This window comes from Bordetella genomosp. 9, from assembly GCF_002261425.1.
Lineage (GTDB): Bacteria > Pseudomonadota > Gammaproteobacteria > Burkholderiales > Burkholderiaceae_B > Bordetella_C.
In genome coordinates this window covers 2,720,861-2,737,772 of sequence record NZ_NEVJ01000003.1, presented here as the reverse complement: position 1 = coordinate 2,737,772, position 16,912 = coordinate 2,720,861, and the positions used below count along the sequence as shown (strand labels likewise).

The 16,912-nt window shown below is 63.5% G+C and carries 17 protein-coding genes; 13 read left to right on the top strand and 4 right to left on the bottom strand.

Features of this window, described 5'->3' with window-relative positions:
• Positions 1-570: 570 nt before the first annotated feature.
• Entirely contained in the window at positions 571-948 is a 378-nt protein-coding gene (locus tag CAL26_RS23425) for a winged helix-turn-helix transcriptional regulator (RefSeq protein WP_094849083.1), read from the bottom strand.
• Positions 949-996: 48 nt separating this feature from the next.
• On the opposite strand from CAL26_RS23425, the gene CAL26_RS23420 reads away from it, so the two are divergent.
• The gene (locus tag CAL26_RS23420) at positions 997-1,812 is read left to right on the top strand and encodes an SDR family NAD(P)-dependent oxidoreductase (protein ID WP_094849082.1); all 816 of its coding nucleotides are present in this window, start codon (positions 997-999) and stop codon (positions 1,810-1,812) included.
• Positions 1,813-2,609: 797 nt separating this feature from the next.
• On the opposite strand, the gene CAL26_RS23405 is transcribed toward CAL26_RS23420, so the two are convergent.
• A complete protein-coding gene (locus CAL26_RS23405; protein ID WP_143277489.1) occupies positions 2,610-3,404 on the bottom strand; it encodes a hypothetical protein in 795 nt (264 codons plus the stop codon).
• 367 nt (positions 3,405-3,771) lie between these two features.
• On the opposite strand from CAL26_RS23405, the gene CAL26_RS23400 reads away from it, so the two are divergent.
• Positions 3,772-4,452, top strand: a complete 681-nt coding sequence (locus CAL26_RS23400) for a hypothetical protein (RefSeq protein WP_094849078.1) — start codon at positions 3,772-3,774, stop codon at positions 4,450-4,452.
• A gap of 193 nt (positions 4,453-4,645) precedes the next feature.
• Complete coding sequence (locus CAL26_RS28190) at positions 4,646-5,998, top strand: cell envelope integrity protein TolA (RefSeq protein WP_143277488.1); 1,353 nt, start codon at positions 4,646-4,648, stop codon at positions 5,996-5,998.
• Between the two features lie 132 nt (positions 5,999-6,130).
• On the opposite strand, the gene CAL26_RS23395 is transcribed toward CAL26_RS28190, so the two are convergent.
• Positions 6,131-6,499, bottom strand: coding sequence for an HVO_A0114 family putative DNA-binding protein (locus CAL26_RS23395; RefSeq protein ID WP_256988575.1), 369 nt, complete (start codon positions 6,497-6,499; stop codon positions 6,131-6,133).
• A complete protein-coding gene (locus CAL26_RS23390) occupies positions 6,484-6,747 on the bottom strand; it encodes a BrnA antitoxin family protein (protein ID WP_094849077.1) in 264 nt (87 codons plus the stop codon). The genes CAL26_RS23395 and CAL26_RS23390 overlap by 16 nt, the downstream gene beginning before the upstream one ends.
• Before the next feature lie 368 nt (positions 6,748-7,115).
• Between CAL26_RS23390 and CAL26_RS23385 the strand changes: the two genes are divergently transcribed.
• The 10 genes from CAL26_RS23385 (at position 7,116) to CAL26_RS23340 (ending at position 16,898) form a co-directional block, all read left to right on the top strand.
• The gene (locus tag CAL26_RS23385; protein WP_094849076.1) at positions 7,116-7,757 is read left to right on the top strand and encodes a DsbA family oxidoreductase; all 642 of its coding nucleotides are present in this window, start codon (positions 7,116-7,118) and stop codon (positions 7,755-7,757) included.
• Positions 7,758-7,921: 164 nt separating this feature from the next.
• Complete coding sequence (locus tag CAL26_RS23380) at positions 7,922-8,716, top strand: citryl-CoA lyase (protein WP_094849075.1); 795 nt, start codon at positions 7,922-7,924, stop codon at positions 8,714-8,716.
• 8 nt (positions 8,717-8,724) lie between these two features.
• Positions 8,725-9,708, top strand: a complete 984-nt coding sequence (locus CAL26_RS23375; RefSeq protein WP_179283469.1) for a Bug family tripartite tricarboxylate transporter substrate binding protein — start codon at positions 8,725-8,727, stop codon at positions 9,706-9,708.
• A complete protein-coding gene (locus CAL26_RS23370) occupies positions 9,708-10,856 on the top strand; it encodes an acyl-CoA dehydrogenase family protein (RefSeq protein ID WP_094849073.1) in 1,149 nt (382 codons plus the stop codon). The genes CAL26_RS23375 and CAL26_RS23370 overlap by 1 nt, the downstream gene beginning before the upstream one ends.
• A 16-nt stretch (positions 10,857-10,872) precedes the next feature.
• Positions 10,873-11,577: a dienelactone hydrolase family protein gene (locus CAL26_RS23365; RefSeq protein ID WP_094849072.1), complete on the top strand. Its 705-nt coding sequence runs from the start codon at positions 10,873-10,875 to the stop codon at positions 11,575-11,577.
• Positions 11,574-12,740 carry a CaiB/BaiF CoA transferase family protein gene (locus CAL26_RS23360; RefSeq protein WP_094849071.1) on the top strand — a complete coding sequence of 389 codons (1,167 nt, stop codon included), beginning with the start codon at positions 11,574-11,576 and terminating at the stop codon, positions 12,738-12,740. The genes CAL26_RS23365 and CAL26_RS23360 overlap by 4 nt, the downstream gene beginning before the upstream one ends.
• Positions 12,741-12,806: 66 nt before the next feature.
• On the top strand, positions 12,807-13,778 hold the full coding sequence (locus tag CAL26_RS23355; RefSeq protein ID WP_179283468.1) for a Bug family tripartite tricarboxylate transporter substrate binding protein: 972 nt from the start codon (positions 12,807-12,809) through the stop codon (positions 13,776-13,778).
• A complete protein-coding gene (locus CAL26_RS23350; protein WP_179283467.1) occupies positions 13,778-14,893 on the top strand; it encodes a mandelate racemase/muconate lactonizing enzyme family protein in 1,116 nt (371 codons plus the stop codon). The genes CAL26_RS23355 and CAL26_RS23350 overlap by 1 nt, the downstream gene beginning before the upstream one ends.
• Positions 14,890-15,351, top strand: coding sequence for a MaoC/PaaZ C-terminal domain-containing protein (locus tag CAL26_RS23345; protein ID WP_179283466.1), 462 nt, complete (start codon positions 14,890-14,892; stop codon positions 15,349-15,351). Before CAL26_RS23350 ends, CAL26_RS23345 begins: the two co-directional genes overlap by 4 nt.
• Positions 15,348-16,898, top strand: a complete 1,551-nt coding sequence (locus CAL26_RS23340) for a long-chain-fatty-acid--CoA ligase (RefSeq protein WP_143277487.1) — start codon at positions 15,348-15,350, stop codon at positions 16,896-16,898. Before CAL26_RS23345 ends, CAL26_RS23340 begins: the two co-directional genes overlap by 4 nt.
• Positions 16,899-16,912: the final 14 nt, after the last annotated feature.

The following is a 16,912-nucleotide window of genomic DNA, read 5'->3' as shown; positions in this document are numbered from 1 at the left end:
GGACTTGCGTTCGTCCCTGGCACTGACTAGATGAATCCCTGCCGGCAAGTAGAAACGCCGCCGTATTTGTCGGCATTATGCTTGCGACGTTCGCGGTTTCTATTTTGGATCGGCCGGGAGACGAATGTGGAGCTAGCGAGGGAAGAGCGCCAGGGAACCACCTTCCGGCTTGTGATGGATTTTGCACCGTTGAGCGCTAGGTTTTTGTGGCAAGTTTCCAGGGAGCATGCCGGTAGAGCAGCAGTGATTCTTGCATCGGCCCAAGAGGCGTATGCGTCCCCAGCACATTGTGGCGCCGACGGCTTTGCAGCATTTCGGAGGGCGGTCGCAGACCACGACGGCCAGCAGTTGGCTGTAATCGATCAGCAGTTCGGACGGTAACCCGGCTCAGCGCATCCAATACGGGAAACGGCAGATCTCCACCATGCGCCCCTTCAGCCGGTCCGTCTCCGATAGCGAACCCCGGCCTTTTGGCGATGGGTTGCGCGGGTAGAGTTCGCGCAGCTGTGCCGGCGTCGGGGGAGATAGTCGGTAAGCGTCTGCGGATCACGCCTTGCTTTTTGATTGCCGTTACGACGGATGGCTTACCGAAAACTTACGGGTGGCTATGAGAACGGGTAGAAGCTGCCTACCCATTTCCGAGAGCTGATACTCGACCCTGCGAGGCAGCTCGCCGAAATCAACTCGCTCAATCAGGCCATCATTGGCCAGCTGCCGCAATTGCTCCGTCAGTACTTTTTGCGTGACACCTGGCAAATCGCGCTTTAGCTGCAACGTGCGCATTGAGGGATCGGCGTAGAGCCTGAAAAGAACGGGCAACTTCCAGCGCCCCTGGAGCATACGGATCACTCGCGTTACGTGCGCCACCGAACCATCGGCTCCAAGGCAAATTTCGCGGTCCTCCTGGGGGATAGGCACAAAAAGGTGCGTACTGGTGTTGTCCATCATCTCGCTCTATCTTGGGAGGTTAACGGCATTGTAAAAAAGGAACGGCATATGGACTTGAATTTGAGCGGCAAGAAGGCACTGATCACCGGCAGCAGCAGAGGGATTGGCGAAGCAATTGCCAGGAAACTCGCTCTAGAAAAAGCCACTGTCATTGTCCATGGTCGCGACGCAGCTCAAGTTGACAAAGTGGCCAATGAGATCACCGCCTTAGGGGGATGTGCCCATGCAGTGGTGGGTGATCTGACGCACGATGACCAGGCGCAGCGGTTGATCGAGGCCGCGCAAAAGCTTGTTGGATCGATAGATATATTGATAAATAACGCTGGCGGCTCAGGTGGTGCGAAAGAGAGCTGGCTGGACACGCAGCCTGCCTCATGGGCATCGGCTTATGACCGAAATGTGCTTGCGGCCCTCAGGGTCACCACACGCCTATTGCCCCGGATGCAGAAGGCGAAATGGGGCCGGGTGATCAATATCTCCAGCCTTGCGGCAACGATGCCGTCGCCCACTGCACCAGGTTACTCCGCCTGCAAGGCGGCGATCAACGCAATGACTGCATCCATGGCCAAAGCAGTCGCGGCTGATGGGGTGACCGTCAATGCCATCTCTCCTGGCACCATACACAGCTCGACCCTTGACGCTCGTTTTCGCGAGGTGGCCGAGGAGCGAGGCCTGTGCAGCAAAGATGCGCCATGGGAAGAGATCGAACGCCATGTCCTGCCACTGTTTGCTCAGGTTCCTGTAGGTCGGGTCGGTCAGTTGGAGGAAATCGCAGCGGCCGTGGCATTCCTTGCGAGCCCGGTGGCGGGGTACATCACGGGCACCAATCTAAGGGTCGATGGCGGCCTTTCCCCAGTTCTCTAGTATTGCTGCCAGACGATGTTCAGCAGGCGCCCACTTGAGCCGAACCGCAAGTGCGCCACGTTCCAGCACGGCCTTATGCAAACCAACGCCAAACGTCGGATTGCATAAGTTTGTTCTCTGCCGGTCCGCTTCTGTTATAGGAGCGGGACGATTTAGGGATAGTCGTGTGGTGCCTACACTGCTGGCGGCCGTCCAGCATGTGCCTGGGATCAGCTTTCCCTGTGGTCTCTGCTCAATTCGAGCACACGCCTTGCGACCAAGTCGCGATGCCGCTCCATTTCGTCGAGCGACTGCTCCATAGCCTCCAGGAGCGCCTCCGCCTCAACAGTGGAAAGCCCTCGCTGGCGCAAGCTTCCAATTGCGGCTAGTTGGTCCTGATACAGGCGCCGGCCGGCTGCTATGTGTTGCTCGGCGCGTCGCAATTCCTGTTGCTCTGCTTCTAACGTTGGCATGGCGTTGGTCCGATGAAGTCATGTCGGAGCAAAATGCAGACCTACGCCAGACTGAACGCGGCTCGGATGTCGTCTCCTGCTGATCGCTCCCCATACATGTAGCCGTCCCCGATAGACGCGCAGTGCCCGACGATGGTTCGGGTGTATTCCAAGAGCTCGGGTGTCATCCGGCCGCCGGGCGGCAGCGCTCCGACCGCCAGGGCGATAACTTCCAGGTCCTCGGCGCCGAGGGGGCGTGGATCATGCTGTGGCTGCATGCTTATTCCTTGCGATCGGGATGCCGCGCGCGGAAGCGCTTCTCGAGCTGCTTGGCTATCTTCAGGGCGGTGTAGTGGCAGCACATCGTCAAGCGTCTAACTGGCGACTCTCAGATCCAGAGTCCGGAGTCCATTGCAATACGCCCGCCTCTAAGAGCCGCTCCCGTACACCGGGCGGAGCCATTGGATTGCCCTCGTCGACAGCCCTCCACAGGCGGAGAAACCATTCGTACTTCTCAAGGTGATGGGGATCTGTGGTTTCATCCATCAACTGCCTCATACGGGTTGCCGCTGACTGGAACCACATGATATTGAAGGGGTTGACCAGGTTCCGACCTTCGAAATGCAAATATGGTAGCTCAAGGTTGCTTCGGACAAAGTGGTAAGGCCACCACATGTCATCTAATTGAATTGTGTCGTCGATTTGCACCAATGGCATCTTAACTGTGTCTTCAAGGCGCACAGCTCGGATTAGCGCGTCACTTACGATCAACAGCCCCGAGGTTGTCCTGCGGCTATAGAAACGGCCGTACGAGATTCCGCCACGCAGCACTAGATCCCTGGTCAATGAAAAAAACCAAGCCATCTGCACTGCTTTTAAGACAGGGAGCAGTTCGTCACCGACGATAAGAAGGGCGTCCGAGTAGATCGTTACATCGACATCCGTCAGCGGCTGAACGTCGAAAGAGCCGCAAAACTGTTCGTATGCATCGATGGTTTTTTCCAAATCGTGCAGCACTCGATTAGAGAAGCCGAGAATGTCGCAGAAAGCGACGAACTTATTCGGTATGGCACGATGGGAGGCGGGCTGCCCGGGCACATCTGAACCAACTGCCTCAGCAGGATTGACTGCGGTATTGGGATCTTGGTGTGACGAGTCCATATGCGGATCGGGCCTATAAGAATGACGTACTTTCACAGGTGCGGCTTGCACCGAAGCGCCTAATATAGTCCCACTTCTCCAGCAGTTATCGTCTGAATGCGGGTGCAACCTGCCCGTCCACCTACACACCGAGTTCAAGCACTGCGGCTGGAAGCCTAAGCAGTAAAAAAGACCGCCCCGAATAGCGGCAAGCTCGTCCTTATGTGTGACCGCCACATGAGGGTCCTATTTTTTGGTCAGGCGTGCCTGGCCGCCAGGGTGGCGTTGGTCGCGAATACGTGGATCTAATCGGAATATTTAACCCGGTTGCGCCCGTTTCGGCCATTGCCTAAGCTGCAATTCCATTGATTCTCAATGGGTTGCGCAAATGTCTTCAATCGACTTCGAAGCATACGAGCGATTTGCGATTCGCTACAAGGCAAGGTTCGCTGGGATCTCCCGCGCCACGGACGGCGAGCACACCCCGGAAGACGTGGCTAGCGAGGCGCTTCTGCTCGCTGTCGAAATGGCCCAGAAAGTCGGCGCAACGCCAGATTTCGACGACTCCGAGTTCCAGGATCGCCTGATTCGGCACCTGCACCAACATCTCGTCAAATACACGGAAACAGTCGTCCGCCACGCGGTGAGGCTGGACAAGCCGATCGATGGTGAAGAGGTCAGTGCTGAGGACCATCCCGCCATGCGACATCGTGCCGACATGGGGAACGATCCGGCGGAGCCGTTGGCGCAGCTTCTGGAGAAGGAGGTTGCGGCAGTACCACTCGATACCGTGACGCCTCATGAGTCCAGGGCTGCGGCATACATCCATCTGCTGGATCGCTGCGGAAGCAGCATGCGGATCGCCGCCGACGCACTCAAAATATCGCTCTCGTACTGCTATTTCCGGTTCAATGAGGCAAAGCGTTTGGTAACGCTCCAGGCGGACCTGAAACCGATCGTCGGCGATCCTGCGTTTGCGCCCGGCCCCTGGCGTCCGTACAAGATGATCGTTGATCGCCCGTGGCAGCAGCTTACTCTGGACTTCGACGACATGGATCTGGCTTGGTAGTTCACCATCGGCCTGGACCAGGACCAGACAGTGCCAGGAGTATTCGCGTCCGTGGTGCCTTAGAGGGTTGATGGAAAGCTCCCACAACGACATAGGTAGCTACACCTGCGGGTCTTTGATGCTGCGGGGCTTTCCCAGGTAGTCTATGGACACGCGCTACGGCGTGCAAGTGGACAAACCGTTGGGAATGCTCATGAAAGACAGAGTCATCGCGCGCCAAGAGCTCTACGAACAGGTTTGGACTACTCCGATGAGTCGGCTGTGTGTCGAATATGGGCTATCTGACAACGGCCTTCGGAAGATCTGCAAAGCGCTTTCGGTTCCCACGCCGCCGCCTGGCTATTGGCAAAAGCTGACGAACAACAAGACGGTAAAACGTCCAGCTCTGAAGGCCGTCGCCAAACGCACCGATTACGTCATCACATCGCGGCCGCGCCAAGCCAAAGCGACACTCGATCCAGATCTAAGGCAAGCATTGGTGGCGGATTTGGAAGAAGAAGGAAATGAGGACAATCGGATAGTAGTTTCTGAACCGGCTGGATGGCATCCGGCCGTCGCAGCCCTCCGGCAGGCCGTGTTGAAAGCGGCGCGGTCGTGGGAAAAGAGGCGGGAGACGCATGACGCTAGGAAATCAAGCAGAAAAGAGGGGAGGCCCTCTCGCAGCCTGGACGACTGGGAGCTGGATCGATTCGCTAACAACGGCACTTTGCTTAGTGTGTCCAATGCCTTCCGGGTGGCCGTCGGCGAGCATGAGAGAGCCCTAACGATCCTTCATGTCATTTGCGTGGCTGCCGAACAGAGGGGCTACAAAGTTGAGCCACCACAAGACAATGTCGGAAGACTTGTAATCGTTAGATCCGGCATCAACGTCTATCTACGCATGGTCAGCGGTCTGGAATACAGCAAAGAGCCAGACCGCCGCTTCGGCGGGATTTTTGCAGGTCATATGCGCAGAGTGAGCACACCGACCGGCAAACTTCGACTGCACATTAGCTTGGGTAATCACTGCTACGCCTACGAACGCAAGTTCTCGGATGAACAGGGCTTACCGTTAGAGAGTCAACTGAACACGGTCTTTGGCTACATACATAAAGCAGTTGCACAGCGCTGCGCCAGGAATCGTCAGGATAAGATCGAGGCAGAGCTAAGCGAACAGAGACGGATCGCGCGCGAGGCAGAGAAAGCGCGATTGGAGGAAGAACGGCGCCTGGAAGCTATCGCAGCGGCAGAAAGAGAAAAGATTGAGCAGGAACGCTTGGCGAGAGAACTTGCCCTAATCGCCGAGGCTGGACGCTGGCGCCAAGCGGTTGACCTCCGTATGTATGTGGAGCACCTCACGAACGCCGAGTCTCAGATGTCGACTGAACTCGTGTCCTGGATTTCGTGGGCTCAGGGCGTGGCTACGCGCCTAGACCCGACGGCTGGACGGTTGGCGTGCTTTAGCGGGCCGCGAAGGGAGCCTGATCGCGGCGATGAAGTGTTGGAATCGGTGTCCGTGACAGCGGACAACCCCAGAGATGAATTAGCCTCGGTTCCTCAAGAATGACAACTTGAAGACAGCGCTAGCTTGCAAAACCGCGTAAATATTGGTGATATGGGGGGTTCGAATCCCCCTCTGTCCGCCAAGAATTCCAATAATATCAATAACTTAGCGAATTTTTGGTTTCTGGCTCTCGTTCTATGCCGCAAGCCTAGAGACATGCATATCGACGTGGATATCCGCGTACGGGCATGACAATGCGCCGGCTTCTGAACGTTCGATCAGCCCCAGTTCGACCAGCGCGGTAGCGTCATCGTGCACACGTTTTACGTCACGACCTAGACGGCGAGCGAGTTCGCGCACGCCGACGTTGCCAGCGCCCTGCAGCTCGGCGAGCATTGCCCAACGGTTCGACGTAAGGCGGGAGAAGAAGGCGCTGGGTGTTTCGAAGTTCAGCTTTTCACCCTGGTACTTACCGCGCTTCATACCCTCGGCGGCTGCCGCGCCGGCTTCACGCATCGCGGTAGCCCAATCGTGGCGGGCGGTGATAGTCAGTTTGCGTTCCAAAGATATTTCCTCAGTGCGCAATCGATACGCGTTTGCCAGCCGTGTCCTCTCGGGCGAAACGTCTCCCCAACATTGGGCGAGAGCCGCATGGAGACTCGGACTTTCGTGGGTGCTTTGTTCAGGCCACGCGTACGCCGCAGCTTGTGCTGAAGCGATTCTGGGAGACCATCGATGTGCACAGCGCGCGCTGTGGTTTCGTCCGTCCATTCCGGATTGTCGTGGTCTGGTCGATCAACGTGTTTCTTCATAGCGGCGTACCTTACGCTTTTGGTGCTGAAATCTTGAATGAGAATAGCCTCGGTGGAGGGGCTGTCCGAAGAAGCAGGACACGATGACCGCACGATGTAACGCCGAGTTAGCGACGCGTACCCGCGCGGATTTCGGGCTTCTTCCGCGGTGGTGTCACTCCGCCCAGCGTATACCGCTGTAGTCCAACAATCGGGCGGCGCGCAAGTATGTGCGTCTGACCACACGTATGAACCCGGGGCGATATGGCGGTACGATGGTGGGCCGGTCCTGGCAATGTCGCCAGGCTTTATCGGATGTCGTCCTGGCGAGCCGTTCCTTGTCGACCTCGTCAGTCGCGTTCATCCTGGTCCCATTCAGAGGCGATACCATGGCCCAACCCCTGCAAATTGATTTCGTATCCGATGTGGCGTGCCCCTGGTGCGCGGTCGGGCTGGCGTCGCTGCAGCGGGCGCTGGCCAACGTGGGCGATACGGTGGACGCGCGGATCGTCATGCATCCTTTCGAGCTGAATCCGGATATGAAGCCTGGGGGCGAAGCCCTGGTGGACTATCTCGGCAGGAAGTACGGGCGCACGCCCGAGCAGATCGCTGAGTCGCAGGCGATGATCCGCGAGCGTGGCGCGAGCGTGGGGTTCAGCTTTGGCGAACGCACGCGGGCCTATAACACTTTCGATGCACACCGGTTGCTGTACTGGGCCGGTATCGAGGGCAAGCAGTTGCCGCTGAAGATGGCGCTGTTGCAGGCTTACCATTCGGACGGAAAGGATCCCAGCAATCATGACGTCCTGGTTGATGCAGCCCGTTCGGTTGGCCTGAATGGCGAAGGTGCGCGCGACGTGCTGGAAAGCGGACGCTACACGGACGAGGTGCGCGCCGAGGAGCAGGAATATGTGGCCCTGGGCATCCAGGCCGTGCCCGCGATCATCTTCAACCGTAAGTACCTGGTCAGCGGCGGGCAGCCGGTAGAGGCGTTCGAACAAGCGATACGCCAGATCGCGGCCGAGGGCTAGCAGGACCTATTCCGCCTCGCCGCGCCGCGAGGACTATGCGTTTCCCGCATACAGAGGATTACGGCCGTCTATTGGACAGGGTCTGACGCCCTGGCCTATCTTTCGTCTCCAAGAGGTGACCGATGTCACCCGCCAAGCCTCATAAAAAGGGGGCAGGAGACAACATGAATAAACACAATAAGCCTATCCGCAGCGGCATGGGCCGCAGCACGCCCGACCGCATCTTCGTGCAGGGACGGGACCTGGTTAAGGATGTCATCGGTACGCTCAATCTGGGCGATATGGCGTACCTGGAGATGACCGGGCGCCTGCCCGACGCGCATCAATCGCGGGTCTTCAACGCCATTCTGGTCACACTAGTCGAACATGGCATGACGCCCATGGCCATCGCCACACGGCTGGTCTACCTGGGGGCGCCGGAATCCCTGCAGGCCGCGGTCGCGGCCGGCCTGTGCGGCATGGGCACCACCTTCGCCGGCACCGCCGAGGGCGCCGCGCGCATGCTTCACGAAGCCTGGGAACAGCACAATGGCGCGGACGCCGACTCGCTGGCCCGCGATATCGTGGCCGACTTCCGCGCGAAGGGCCGCTCCATCCCCGGTGTCGGACACAACCTGCACAAGCCGCAGGACCCCCGCACGGCGCGGCTGTTCGAGGTGGCCGCGCAGGAGGGCCATGCGGGGCGCTACGTCGAACTGATGCAGGCTATCGGACGCCATGCGCAGGCCGCCTACGACAAGCCACTGCCCGTGAACGCGACGGGCGCCATCGGCGCCCTGTGCTGCGAGCTGGGCATTTCCTGGAAAGCGGCGCGCGGCATCGCCGTGATCGGGCGCGCGGTCGGCCTGGTGGGACACCTGGTCGAAGAGCAGGGCAATCCCATCGCCCGCGAGATATGGCTGCGCACCGAAGAGGAAGCCAGCCGCCAGGACCAGACGCCGGCCGACGCCGGTCGTTAGGAGACGCCATGTCGATCGCAAGAAAATGGGCCCGCGCCGCGGTGGCCCTGGGACTGCTGCTGGGCGCGCACGTGGCACATCCCGCGCATGCCGGGTGGCCTGACAAGCCTATCCGCTTCATCGTGCCCTATCCCGCCGGCGGCGGCACGGACATCGTCGCGCGCGCCGTCGGCAAGCGGATGTCCGACAGCCTGGGACAGCCCGTCATCATCGACAACCGGCCCGGCGCCAGCACCATCATCGGCACCGAGGCGGTGGCCCGCGCGCCGGGCGATGGCTACACGATCGGGCTGGTGACCGACTCGCACGTGCTCAATCCTTATTTCTTCGGACAGAAGCTGTCCTACGACTGGCGCAAGGACTTCGCGCCGGTGGCGCAGCTGGTTTCCGTTCCCTTCATCCTGGTCGCCAATCCCAAGACCGGTCCATCCACGGTAAAGGGACTTATCGAGGCTGCCCGCGCGCGGCCCGGCAAGATCACCTACGCCTCGATCGGCAACGGCACGCCGCACTACCTCGCCATGGAATGGTTGCGTGCGCTGGCGAATATCGACCTGGTGCACGTGCCCTACAAGGGCGTGGCGCCGGCGCTCGCCGACGTGATGGGCGGACAGGTCGATGTGATGTTCACCGGCATGTCGACCGGCTTGCCGCAGGTGCGCAACGGCCGCCTGAACGGCCTGGCGGTATCGGGCGCCAAGCGCTCGCCCATCGCGCCGGACATCCCGACCGTGGCGGAGGCCGGCCTGCCCGATTTCGCATTCATGACCTGGTACGGCGTGGTCGCGCCGGCGTCGACGCCGCCCGCACTCGTGGCGCGGCTCAGCGAGGAGATACGTCGCGTGCTGCAAAGCCCTGACCTGCAAAAGCAGCTGGCCGAGCTGGGCGTCGAGGCGGCGCCGTCCGGTCCCGAGGCGTTCGCGCGTTTCATGGAAGAAGAATCGGTGAAGTACGGCCGCATCATCAAACTGACGGGCGCAAAGGGCGAATAGTGGAACTGACTGAAGAACAGCGGCTTATCCGCGACACCGTGCGCGCCTTGGCGCAGGACCGGTTCGCGCCGGCGGCGGCCGGTGCCGACAAGGAATACCGGCCGCCGGCCGAGAATCTGAAGGTGCTGGCCGAGCACGGCTACACGGGCATCTTCCTGCCCGAGACGTATGGCGGCGCGGGGCTCGGCCTGCTGGAGACGGTGCTGGTGGTGGAGCAGCTGGCGCGTTCGTGCGCCAATACGGCGATGCTGTTTTCCTGCACCGACGGCGCCACGCCGCGCGCCATCCTGCACATCGGATCGGAAGACATCAAGCAACGCTACCTGCCTTCGTTCGCCAAGGCGGAGCGGTACGCGGCCTGGAGCATGTCCGAGGCCAATGCGGGCTCGGACGTGGGCAATGTGCAGGCCAGGGCCGTCAGGCAGGGCAACCACTACGTGATCAACGGCAGCAAGCTGTGGTGCAGCGGTGCGCAGGTCGCCGACGTGTTCCTGGTGCTGGTCCGCCTGACCGACGAACCGGGGATGAAGGGCGTGGGGGCCGTGCTGGTCGAACGCGCCACGCCGGGGTTCTCGGTGGGCCGCCACCTGGACCTGCTGGGCCTGCGCGGCACGGGCATGGCGGAGCTGGTGTTCCAGGACTGCAAGGTGCCGGCGGAGAACCTGCTGCTGCCCGCGGGCCGCATGCGCGACCTGCTGCACGTGCTCGACGCCGACCGCATCATCGGCAATCCCCCCATCTGCCTGGGACTGGCGCAGGCCGCGTTGGCCCAGGCGGTGCAGCACCTGAAGGACCGCGTGCAGTTCGGCCGGCCGCTGGCGGACAACCAGGGGCTGCAATGGAAGCTGGCCGACATGGCGATCGATATCGAGGCGGCGCGCGCCCTGGTCTACGAGGCCGCTGTGAGCCTGGACCAAGGCCGGCATTCCGTGGCCCAGGTATCCATCGCCAAGACCTACGCCAACGAAATGGCGGTGCGGGTCACGAACCAGGCCATGCAGCTGGCCGGCGCCTATGGCCTGTCCGAGGAATATCCGTTCGAGCGTTATTTCCGCGATGCGCGCGGCATGTCGATCGGCTACGGGACCACCGAGATCCATCGCAATTCCATCGCGCGCGAGATTCTGAAAGGCAATTACCTGGCCTGACGCCAACGAGGACTCCATGCATTCCCCTATCGAACCGATCCGCGCGGCGGATGGCCGCGCCTTCCAGGCCTACAAGAGCGTGCCCGCCGTTCCCAATGGCCATGCGGTGATCGTCCTGCAGGAGATCTTCGGCGTGACCGATACGATCCGTGCGGTGGCGGACCGCTATGCGGAGGAGGGCTACCTGGCCTTGGCGCCGGACCTGTTCTGGCGCCTGGAGCCCGGCGTCGAGCTTGCTCACGACAAGGCCGGCGTGGCGCGGGCCTTCGAGTATTTGGAACGTTTCGACGAGGCCGCCGGTATCGAGGACATCGGGCAAACGGTGGCGCACGTGCGCGCCATGCCCGGCTTCTCGGGTCGCGTGGTGGTGCTGGGGTTGTGCCTGGGCGGCAAGCTGGCGTACCGGGCGGCCGCCAGTCTGGATGTCGATGCCGCGGTCGCCTTCTACGGCGTGGGCATCGAGCAGCATCTGGACGAGGTCGCGGCGCTGCGATGCCCGCTGATGCTGCACTACGGCGGCCGCGACCGTTACGCGCCGGCCGAAGTTGTCGACCGGATCGAGGCGGCCCTGCTCTCCTCCGGGCCCGCCGCGCGTGCCGTGCTGCACCGCTATCCGCAAGCCGACCACGGCTTCTACACGCGCGGCGCGGCCGAGGATGCCGATGCGGCGCACGCGCGCACGCGACGCTTCCTGCAGGCCGAATTGGGAGCGGCGCGATGAGGGTGCTGGACGGCATGCGGGTCCTCGACCTGGGCAATTTCATCACCGCGCCGCTGGCCGGCATGCTGCTGGGCGAGCTGGGCGCCGACGTGATCAAGATCGAGCGGCCCGGCGCCGGCGATCCGTTCCGGTCGTTCAAGGGCGGCCTGTACAGCCCGCAATTCCAGGCGCACAACCGCAACAAGCGCAGCCTGACGCTGGACTATGCGCGGCCGGAAGGCCTGGCCGTGCTGGACCGGCTCGTCGCCGGGGCCGACGCCCTGATCCTGAACATGCGCCCTGGCGTGGAAGAGAAGCTGGGCGTGGGCGCACGGCGGCTGCAGGCGCTCAATCCGCGCCTGGTGTATTGCGCGATCACCGGCTTCGGATCCAGCGGACCATACGCGTCCCGCCCGGCCTACGACAACGTGGGCCAGGCGGCGTCCGGTTGGCTGTCGATGTTCCATGCCGGCGCGGATCCCAAGGTGGCCGGGCCGGCGGTGGCCGACGCGGTCGCGGGCCTGTACGCTGCGCTCGGCATCCTGGGCGCTCTGGTCGAGCGCGCGCGTACAGGAGAGGGACGCGTGGTCGAGGTCAGCATGCTGGAAGCCATGATCGCGCTGGCGTGCGAACCGCTGGGCGCGATGCTGGCAACCGGGCAGGCGCCTACGCTGTACGGGCGGGCGGCGATGTCGCAGTCCTACATCCTGACCTGCCGCGACCAGCGCCGCATCGGCCTGCATCTGTCGTCGCTGGAGAAGTTCTGGCGCGGGCTGGCGGCGGCCATCGATCGCCCGGACCTGCTGGCCGAGTATCCGTCGCGCCTGGACCGCGTCGAACGCTATCCCGAGCTGGCGCGAACGCTGGCCGAGGTTTTCGCGCGGCAGGACCGCGATTATTGGACGCCGCGCCTGGAGCAGCACGACGTGCCCTTCACGCCGGAGCGCCGCCTGGACGAACTGCAAGACGACCCGCAAGTGCGGCACCAGGGCGTGTTCTACGAACAGGTTCATCCGCGCCACGGCGTCTTGCATGCCGCGCACAGGCCTATCCGCTACGACGGCGAGAACCGCAGCGATTTCCTGCCGCCGCCCGACCTGGGCGAACACAGCGACCAGGTCCTGCTCGAGGCCGGGTTGTCGGAACACGAGCTGCACGCGCTGCGCCGATCCGGCGTGGTCTGAGATGCGGACGGAGGAGGCGACATGAGAGGAGCCCATATGAGAGGACCCCACATGAGAGGAGCCTGCATGAACATACGGATGCGAATCGCGCGAGCCATGGTTGCGCTGACGGTGGGCCTGGCCGGTCCGGCGGCGCATGCCGCCTGGCCGGATAAGCCGGTACGGCTGGTGGTGTCGTCCGGGGCCGGCGGGACCGCCGACATATTGGCCCGCGCGCTGGCGGAGAAGCTGGGCGCCGCGCTGGGCCAGCCCTTCATCGTGGAGAACAAGCCCGGCGCGGGCGGCCACCTGGGCGCGTCGCAGGTGGCTCGCGCGAAGCCCGACGGCTATGTGTTCCTGGTCAGCGGCAGCCCCACGCACTCGGTCGGGCCGCACCTGTACAAGAACCTGACCTACGACCCCATGAGCGACGTGCCGCCGGTCGCCATGGTGGCGGTGGCGCCGAATATGCTGGTGGTGAACGCCGACCTGCCGGTCAAGTCCGTAGGCGAGCTGGTGGCCCTGGCCAGGCAGCGGCCCGGCGAATTGACGTACTCGTCCGCGGGCCGGGGCACCTCCGGGCATCTGGCGGGCGCCATGCTGCAAAGCATGGCGCATATCCGAATCAAGCACGTGCCCTATAACACCGGGCCCGAAGCGGTCACGGCGGTCCTGGCGGGCAATGTTTCGATGACGTTTTTCACGCTGCCGGGGGTGCTGCCGCAGGTGCAGGCCGGCAAGCTGCGCGCGCTGGCGGTGACCTCGCGCGAACGGACCTCGCTGGCGCCCTCGGTGCCCACGGTGGCGGAGGAGGGCTATCCCGATTTCGAAGCGCTGGCCTGGTATGGCCTGTTTGCGCCCAGGGGTACCCCGCCGGAGGTGGTGTCGCGGCTCGGTGCCGAGGTCGCGCGCATCGTGCGGGAGCCCGACATGCAGGCCAGGCTGACCCAGTTGGGCACGGAGCCGCACTATCTGGACGCGGCCCAGCTGGAGGCCTTCGTCGCGGTGGAGTCGCCCAAATGGAAGGCGCTGATCGATACCCTCCCGGAGACCGAGTGATGGCTGTATCAATGCCCGACGCTGAACCGATCACACGCTGGACCGTGTATGTGCGGCAGCTGGCGTATGTCCGTGCGGTGCAGTGGAGCGACATGACGGAGACCGGCGCCACCTTCGTGGTATTGCGCATCGAGACCGAATCCGGCTGCGCGGGCGCTGCCGAAGTGGCCGTCAAGCCGACCTGGGTCGGCGCCACGGCGGCCAGCCTGTGCAGCGTGCTGGCCGAGATCTTCGAGCCGCTGGTGCGCGGGCAGGGGCTGGCCGATCCGCGCCGGACGCGCGCGGCGCTCGATACCATCCCAGGCAATGCGCCGGCCAAGGCGCTGATCGACAACGCGTGCTGGGACTGGCTTGCCGCACGTTCGGGCGTACCGCCATGGCGGCAGCGGAATGGGCAGCCGAAGGTGCCCGTGTCGTGGGCCGTGACGCGCCAGCCGCCCGACGCCATGGCGCGCGAGGCGGGCGACATGGTGGCGCGCCATGGATTCCGCACGCTCAAGATCAAGGGCGGACAGGGGCTCGACGTGGACCTGGCCTGCATGGCCGCGGTGCGGCATGCGGTGGGCGATGGCGTCGCGATGTATGTGGACGCCAATGGCGCCTATCCGACGGAACAGGCGGACACCTATGCGCGGGCCATGATCGAGGCCGGCGCGGTGGCGGTCGAGGATCCCTGCGCCTTCGCGCCGGACCGTGAGTTCTCGCTGTTGCAGCAGGCGCTGGATACGCCCCTGCTGGTCGATTTCGGCATGACGGACGTGCGCGATGCACGCCTGTTCCTGGAACGCGGAGCGCGGGCCTTGAGTATCAAGCCGGGCCGCTTCGGCCTGACCCAGGCGTGGCAGATGCAGCATCTTGCCCAGGCGGCGGGCGCGGCCGCTGTGGCTGGCCTGATGGGCGAGAGCGCGCTAGGCACCTGGGCCGGGCTGCAGTTCGCCTCGACCATGCCGCGGCCCTTGCTGCCGGCCGAACTGACCTGGTTCCTGGCGATGCGCGAGCAGTTCGTCGCGGACACGCCGCGCATCGTCGACGGTACGGTCGCCATGCCGGAGTGGGCTTCCGTGTGTGAATGCATCGACTGGGCGGCGATGGCCGGCTTCGAGGTGGCCGCATGAACCCCGTTTCGTATCACGACCTGGTCGTCGGCGCGAGCTATCGCAGCACGGGGCGGACGTTGACGCAAGCCGACATGTCCTTGTCGTGCATGCTCAGCGGTGACTGGCATCCGATCCACGCGGACGAGGCCTATTGCCGCGAACACGGCGTGCCGGGACCTATGTTCCATGGCCCCTACGGGATCCTGCTGGCGATGGGCATGTCGACACGGCTGCCCGAGTTCGCCGAGCCGGTGATCGGCGCGCTGGGCCTGAAGGAATGGCAGTACCGGCGTCCCTTGGTCCCAGGCGACACCGTGCACGTGCGTACGGCCATCCATGCGAAGCGGATCGCCTCGAGCGGCCGGCGCGCCATTGTGGAACGGCATTTCGCGCTGGTGGACACCCAGTCGCGCGTCGTCCAGGAGGGTTATGCCAGCACCCTGCTCCTGCTGGATCCGGAGGTACAAACGACATGATTCTCGGCGACATCATCGAGCGCAACGCCCGCTGCTACCGCGACCACCCTGCCTTCGTTTTCGAAGGGCGCAGCATTAGCCACGGTGAATTCGCCGACCGGGTCCGGCGGTTGTGCAATGCCCTGATCGGCATGGGGCTGCGGCGCGGCAGCCGGATCGCCATCCTGGCGCAGAACTGTCCGCGGTATCTGGAGCTGTATGCCGCGGCGGGCACGTGCGGCTTCATCGCCGTGGGCCTGAACTACCGGCTGGCGCAGGCCGACCAGGCCGCCATCTTGCGCGATTGCGAACCCAGCCTGCTGGTCTACGAGTCCGCGTATGCCGAGCGCGTGGCGGCGTTGCGCGGGGACCTGCCGGCGGATGTCCAGGTGCTGTGCCTGGACAGCGATGTGGCGGGCGACGGCTATGAGCGGGCGCTGGCGCGCGCCGGCACCGAGGTCCCCGGCCTGCGTGCCCGCGACGAGGACACGCTGTTTCTCATTTACACCAGCGGCACCACGGGCGTGCCCAAGGGCGTCATGCTGGGCAATGCCGCGCAGGTCGAACAGGCACGCATGCTCGCGCTTACCCACTCGGCCGGGCAGGACGACCGCATGCTGGTCGTGATGCCGATGTATCACATCGGCGGTACCACCGAACTCCTGAGCTATCTGATCTGCGGCGCGACCATCGTGTTGCATGCCAGGTTCGATCCCGGCGAGATCCTGTCCAGCATCGAGGCGCAGCGCGTCACCGCGGCGCACTTCGCGCCCATCATGATCCAGGCCATGGTCGACATGCAGGCCGCCACGCCTTGCGACGTGTCGAGCCTGAAGATGGTCTGCTATGCCTCCGCGCCCATGTCTGTGGCGCTGTCGCGGCGGGCGCGCGCGACCTTCGGCCCGATCTTCATGCAGGCGTATGGCATGACCGAGCATGGGCCGGGAACGGTGCTGTTGAAGCACCAGCATCTGCCGGACGGCACGCCGGAGCAGGCGGCGCGCATGGCTTCGGCCGGCCAACCCATCCTGGGCGTGGACATCCGCATCGTCGGCGAGGACGGCGCCGTGCTGCCGGACGGACAGGTGGGCGAGATCCAGATGCGGTCCGCCGCGCTCATGCAGGGATATTGGCGCAAGCCGCTGGAAACGGCCGCGGCGCTGGCGGACGGCTGGATGAAGACCGGCGACCTGGGCCATTTCGATGCGGACGGCTATCTGTTCATCGTCGATCGCAAGAAGGACATGATCATCTCCGGCGGCGAGAACATCTACTCGCGCGAGGTCGAGGAAGCCCTGCTGCTGCACCCGGCGGTCAGGGAAGCCGCGGTGGTCGGCGTGCCCGACGACAAATGGGGCGAGTCGGTCAAGGCCTTCGTGGCCTTGCAGCCCGGCGCGCGCACGGACGAAGCGGCGCTGGTCGAACACTGCCGCGGCCTCATCGCCAGCTACAAGAAGCCGCGCAGCATCGAGTTCATGGAAGCGCTGCCGCGCCTGCCCAGCACCAACAAGATCGACAAGAAGGCCTTGCGGGCGCCGTACTGGCAGGGCGGCCGCCAGGTCGCCTGACGTACCCATAACGA

Coding starts and splice junctions, on each gene's coding strand:
- CAL26_RS23355 (WP_179283468.1), top strand. CDS start 12,807: ATGAACATACGGATGCGAATCGCGCGAGCCATGGTTGCGCTGACGGTG.
- CAL26_RS23340 (WP_143277487.1), top strand. CDS start 15,348: ATGATTCTCGGCGACATCATCGAGCGCAACGCCCGCTGCTACCGCGAC.
- CAL26_RS23405 (WP_143277489.1), bottom strand. CDS start 3,404: ATGGACTCGTCACACCAAGATCCCAATACCGCAGTCAATCCTGCTGAG.
- CAL26_RS23400 (WP_094849078.1), top strand. CDS start 3,772: ATGTCTTCAATCGACTTCGAAGCATACGAGCGATTTGCGATTCGCTAC.
- CAL26_RS23390 (WP_094849077.1), bottom strand. CDS start 6,747: ATGAAGAAACACGTTGATCGACCAGACCACGACAATCCGGAATGGACG.
- CAL26_RS23365 (WP_094849072.1), top strand. CDS start 10,873: ATGCATTCCCCTATCGAACCGATCCGCGCGGCGGATGGCCGCGCCTTC.
- CAL26_RS23385 (WP_094849076.1), top strand. CDS start 7,116: ATGGCCCAACCCCTGCAAATTGATTTCGTATCCGATGTGGCGTGCCCC.
- CAL26_RS23350 (WP_179283467.1), top strand. CDS start 13,778: ATGGCTGTATCAATGCCCGACGCTGAACCGATCACACGCTGGACCGTG.
- CAL26_RS23375 (WP_179283469.1), top strand. CDS start 8,725: ATGTCGATCGCAAGAAAATGGGCCCGCGCCGCGGTGGCCCTGGGACTG.
- CAL26_RS23345 (WP_179283466.1), top strand. CDS start 14,890: ATGAACCCCGTTTCGTATCACGACCTGGTCGTCGGCGCGAGCTATCGC.
- CAL26_RS23380 (WP_094849075.1), top strand. CDS start 7,922: ATGAATAAACACAATAAGCCTATCCGCAGCGGCATGGGCCGCAGCACG.
- CAL26_RS23420 (WP_094849082.1), top strand. CDS start 997: ATGGACTTGAATTTGAGCGGCAAGAAGGCACTGATCACCGGCAGCAGC.
- CAL26_RS23360 (WP_094849071.1), top strand. CDS start 11,574: ATGAGGGTGCTGGACGGCATGCGGGTCCTCGACCTGGGCAATTTCATC.
- CAL26_RS23425 (WP_094849083.1), bottom strand. CDS start 948: ATGATGGACAACACCAGTACGCACCTTTTTGTGCCTATCCCCCAGGAG.
- CAL26_RS28190 (WP_143277488.1), top strand. CDS start 4,646: ATGAAAGACAGAGTCATCGCGCGCCAAGAGCTCTACGAACAGGTTTGG.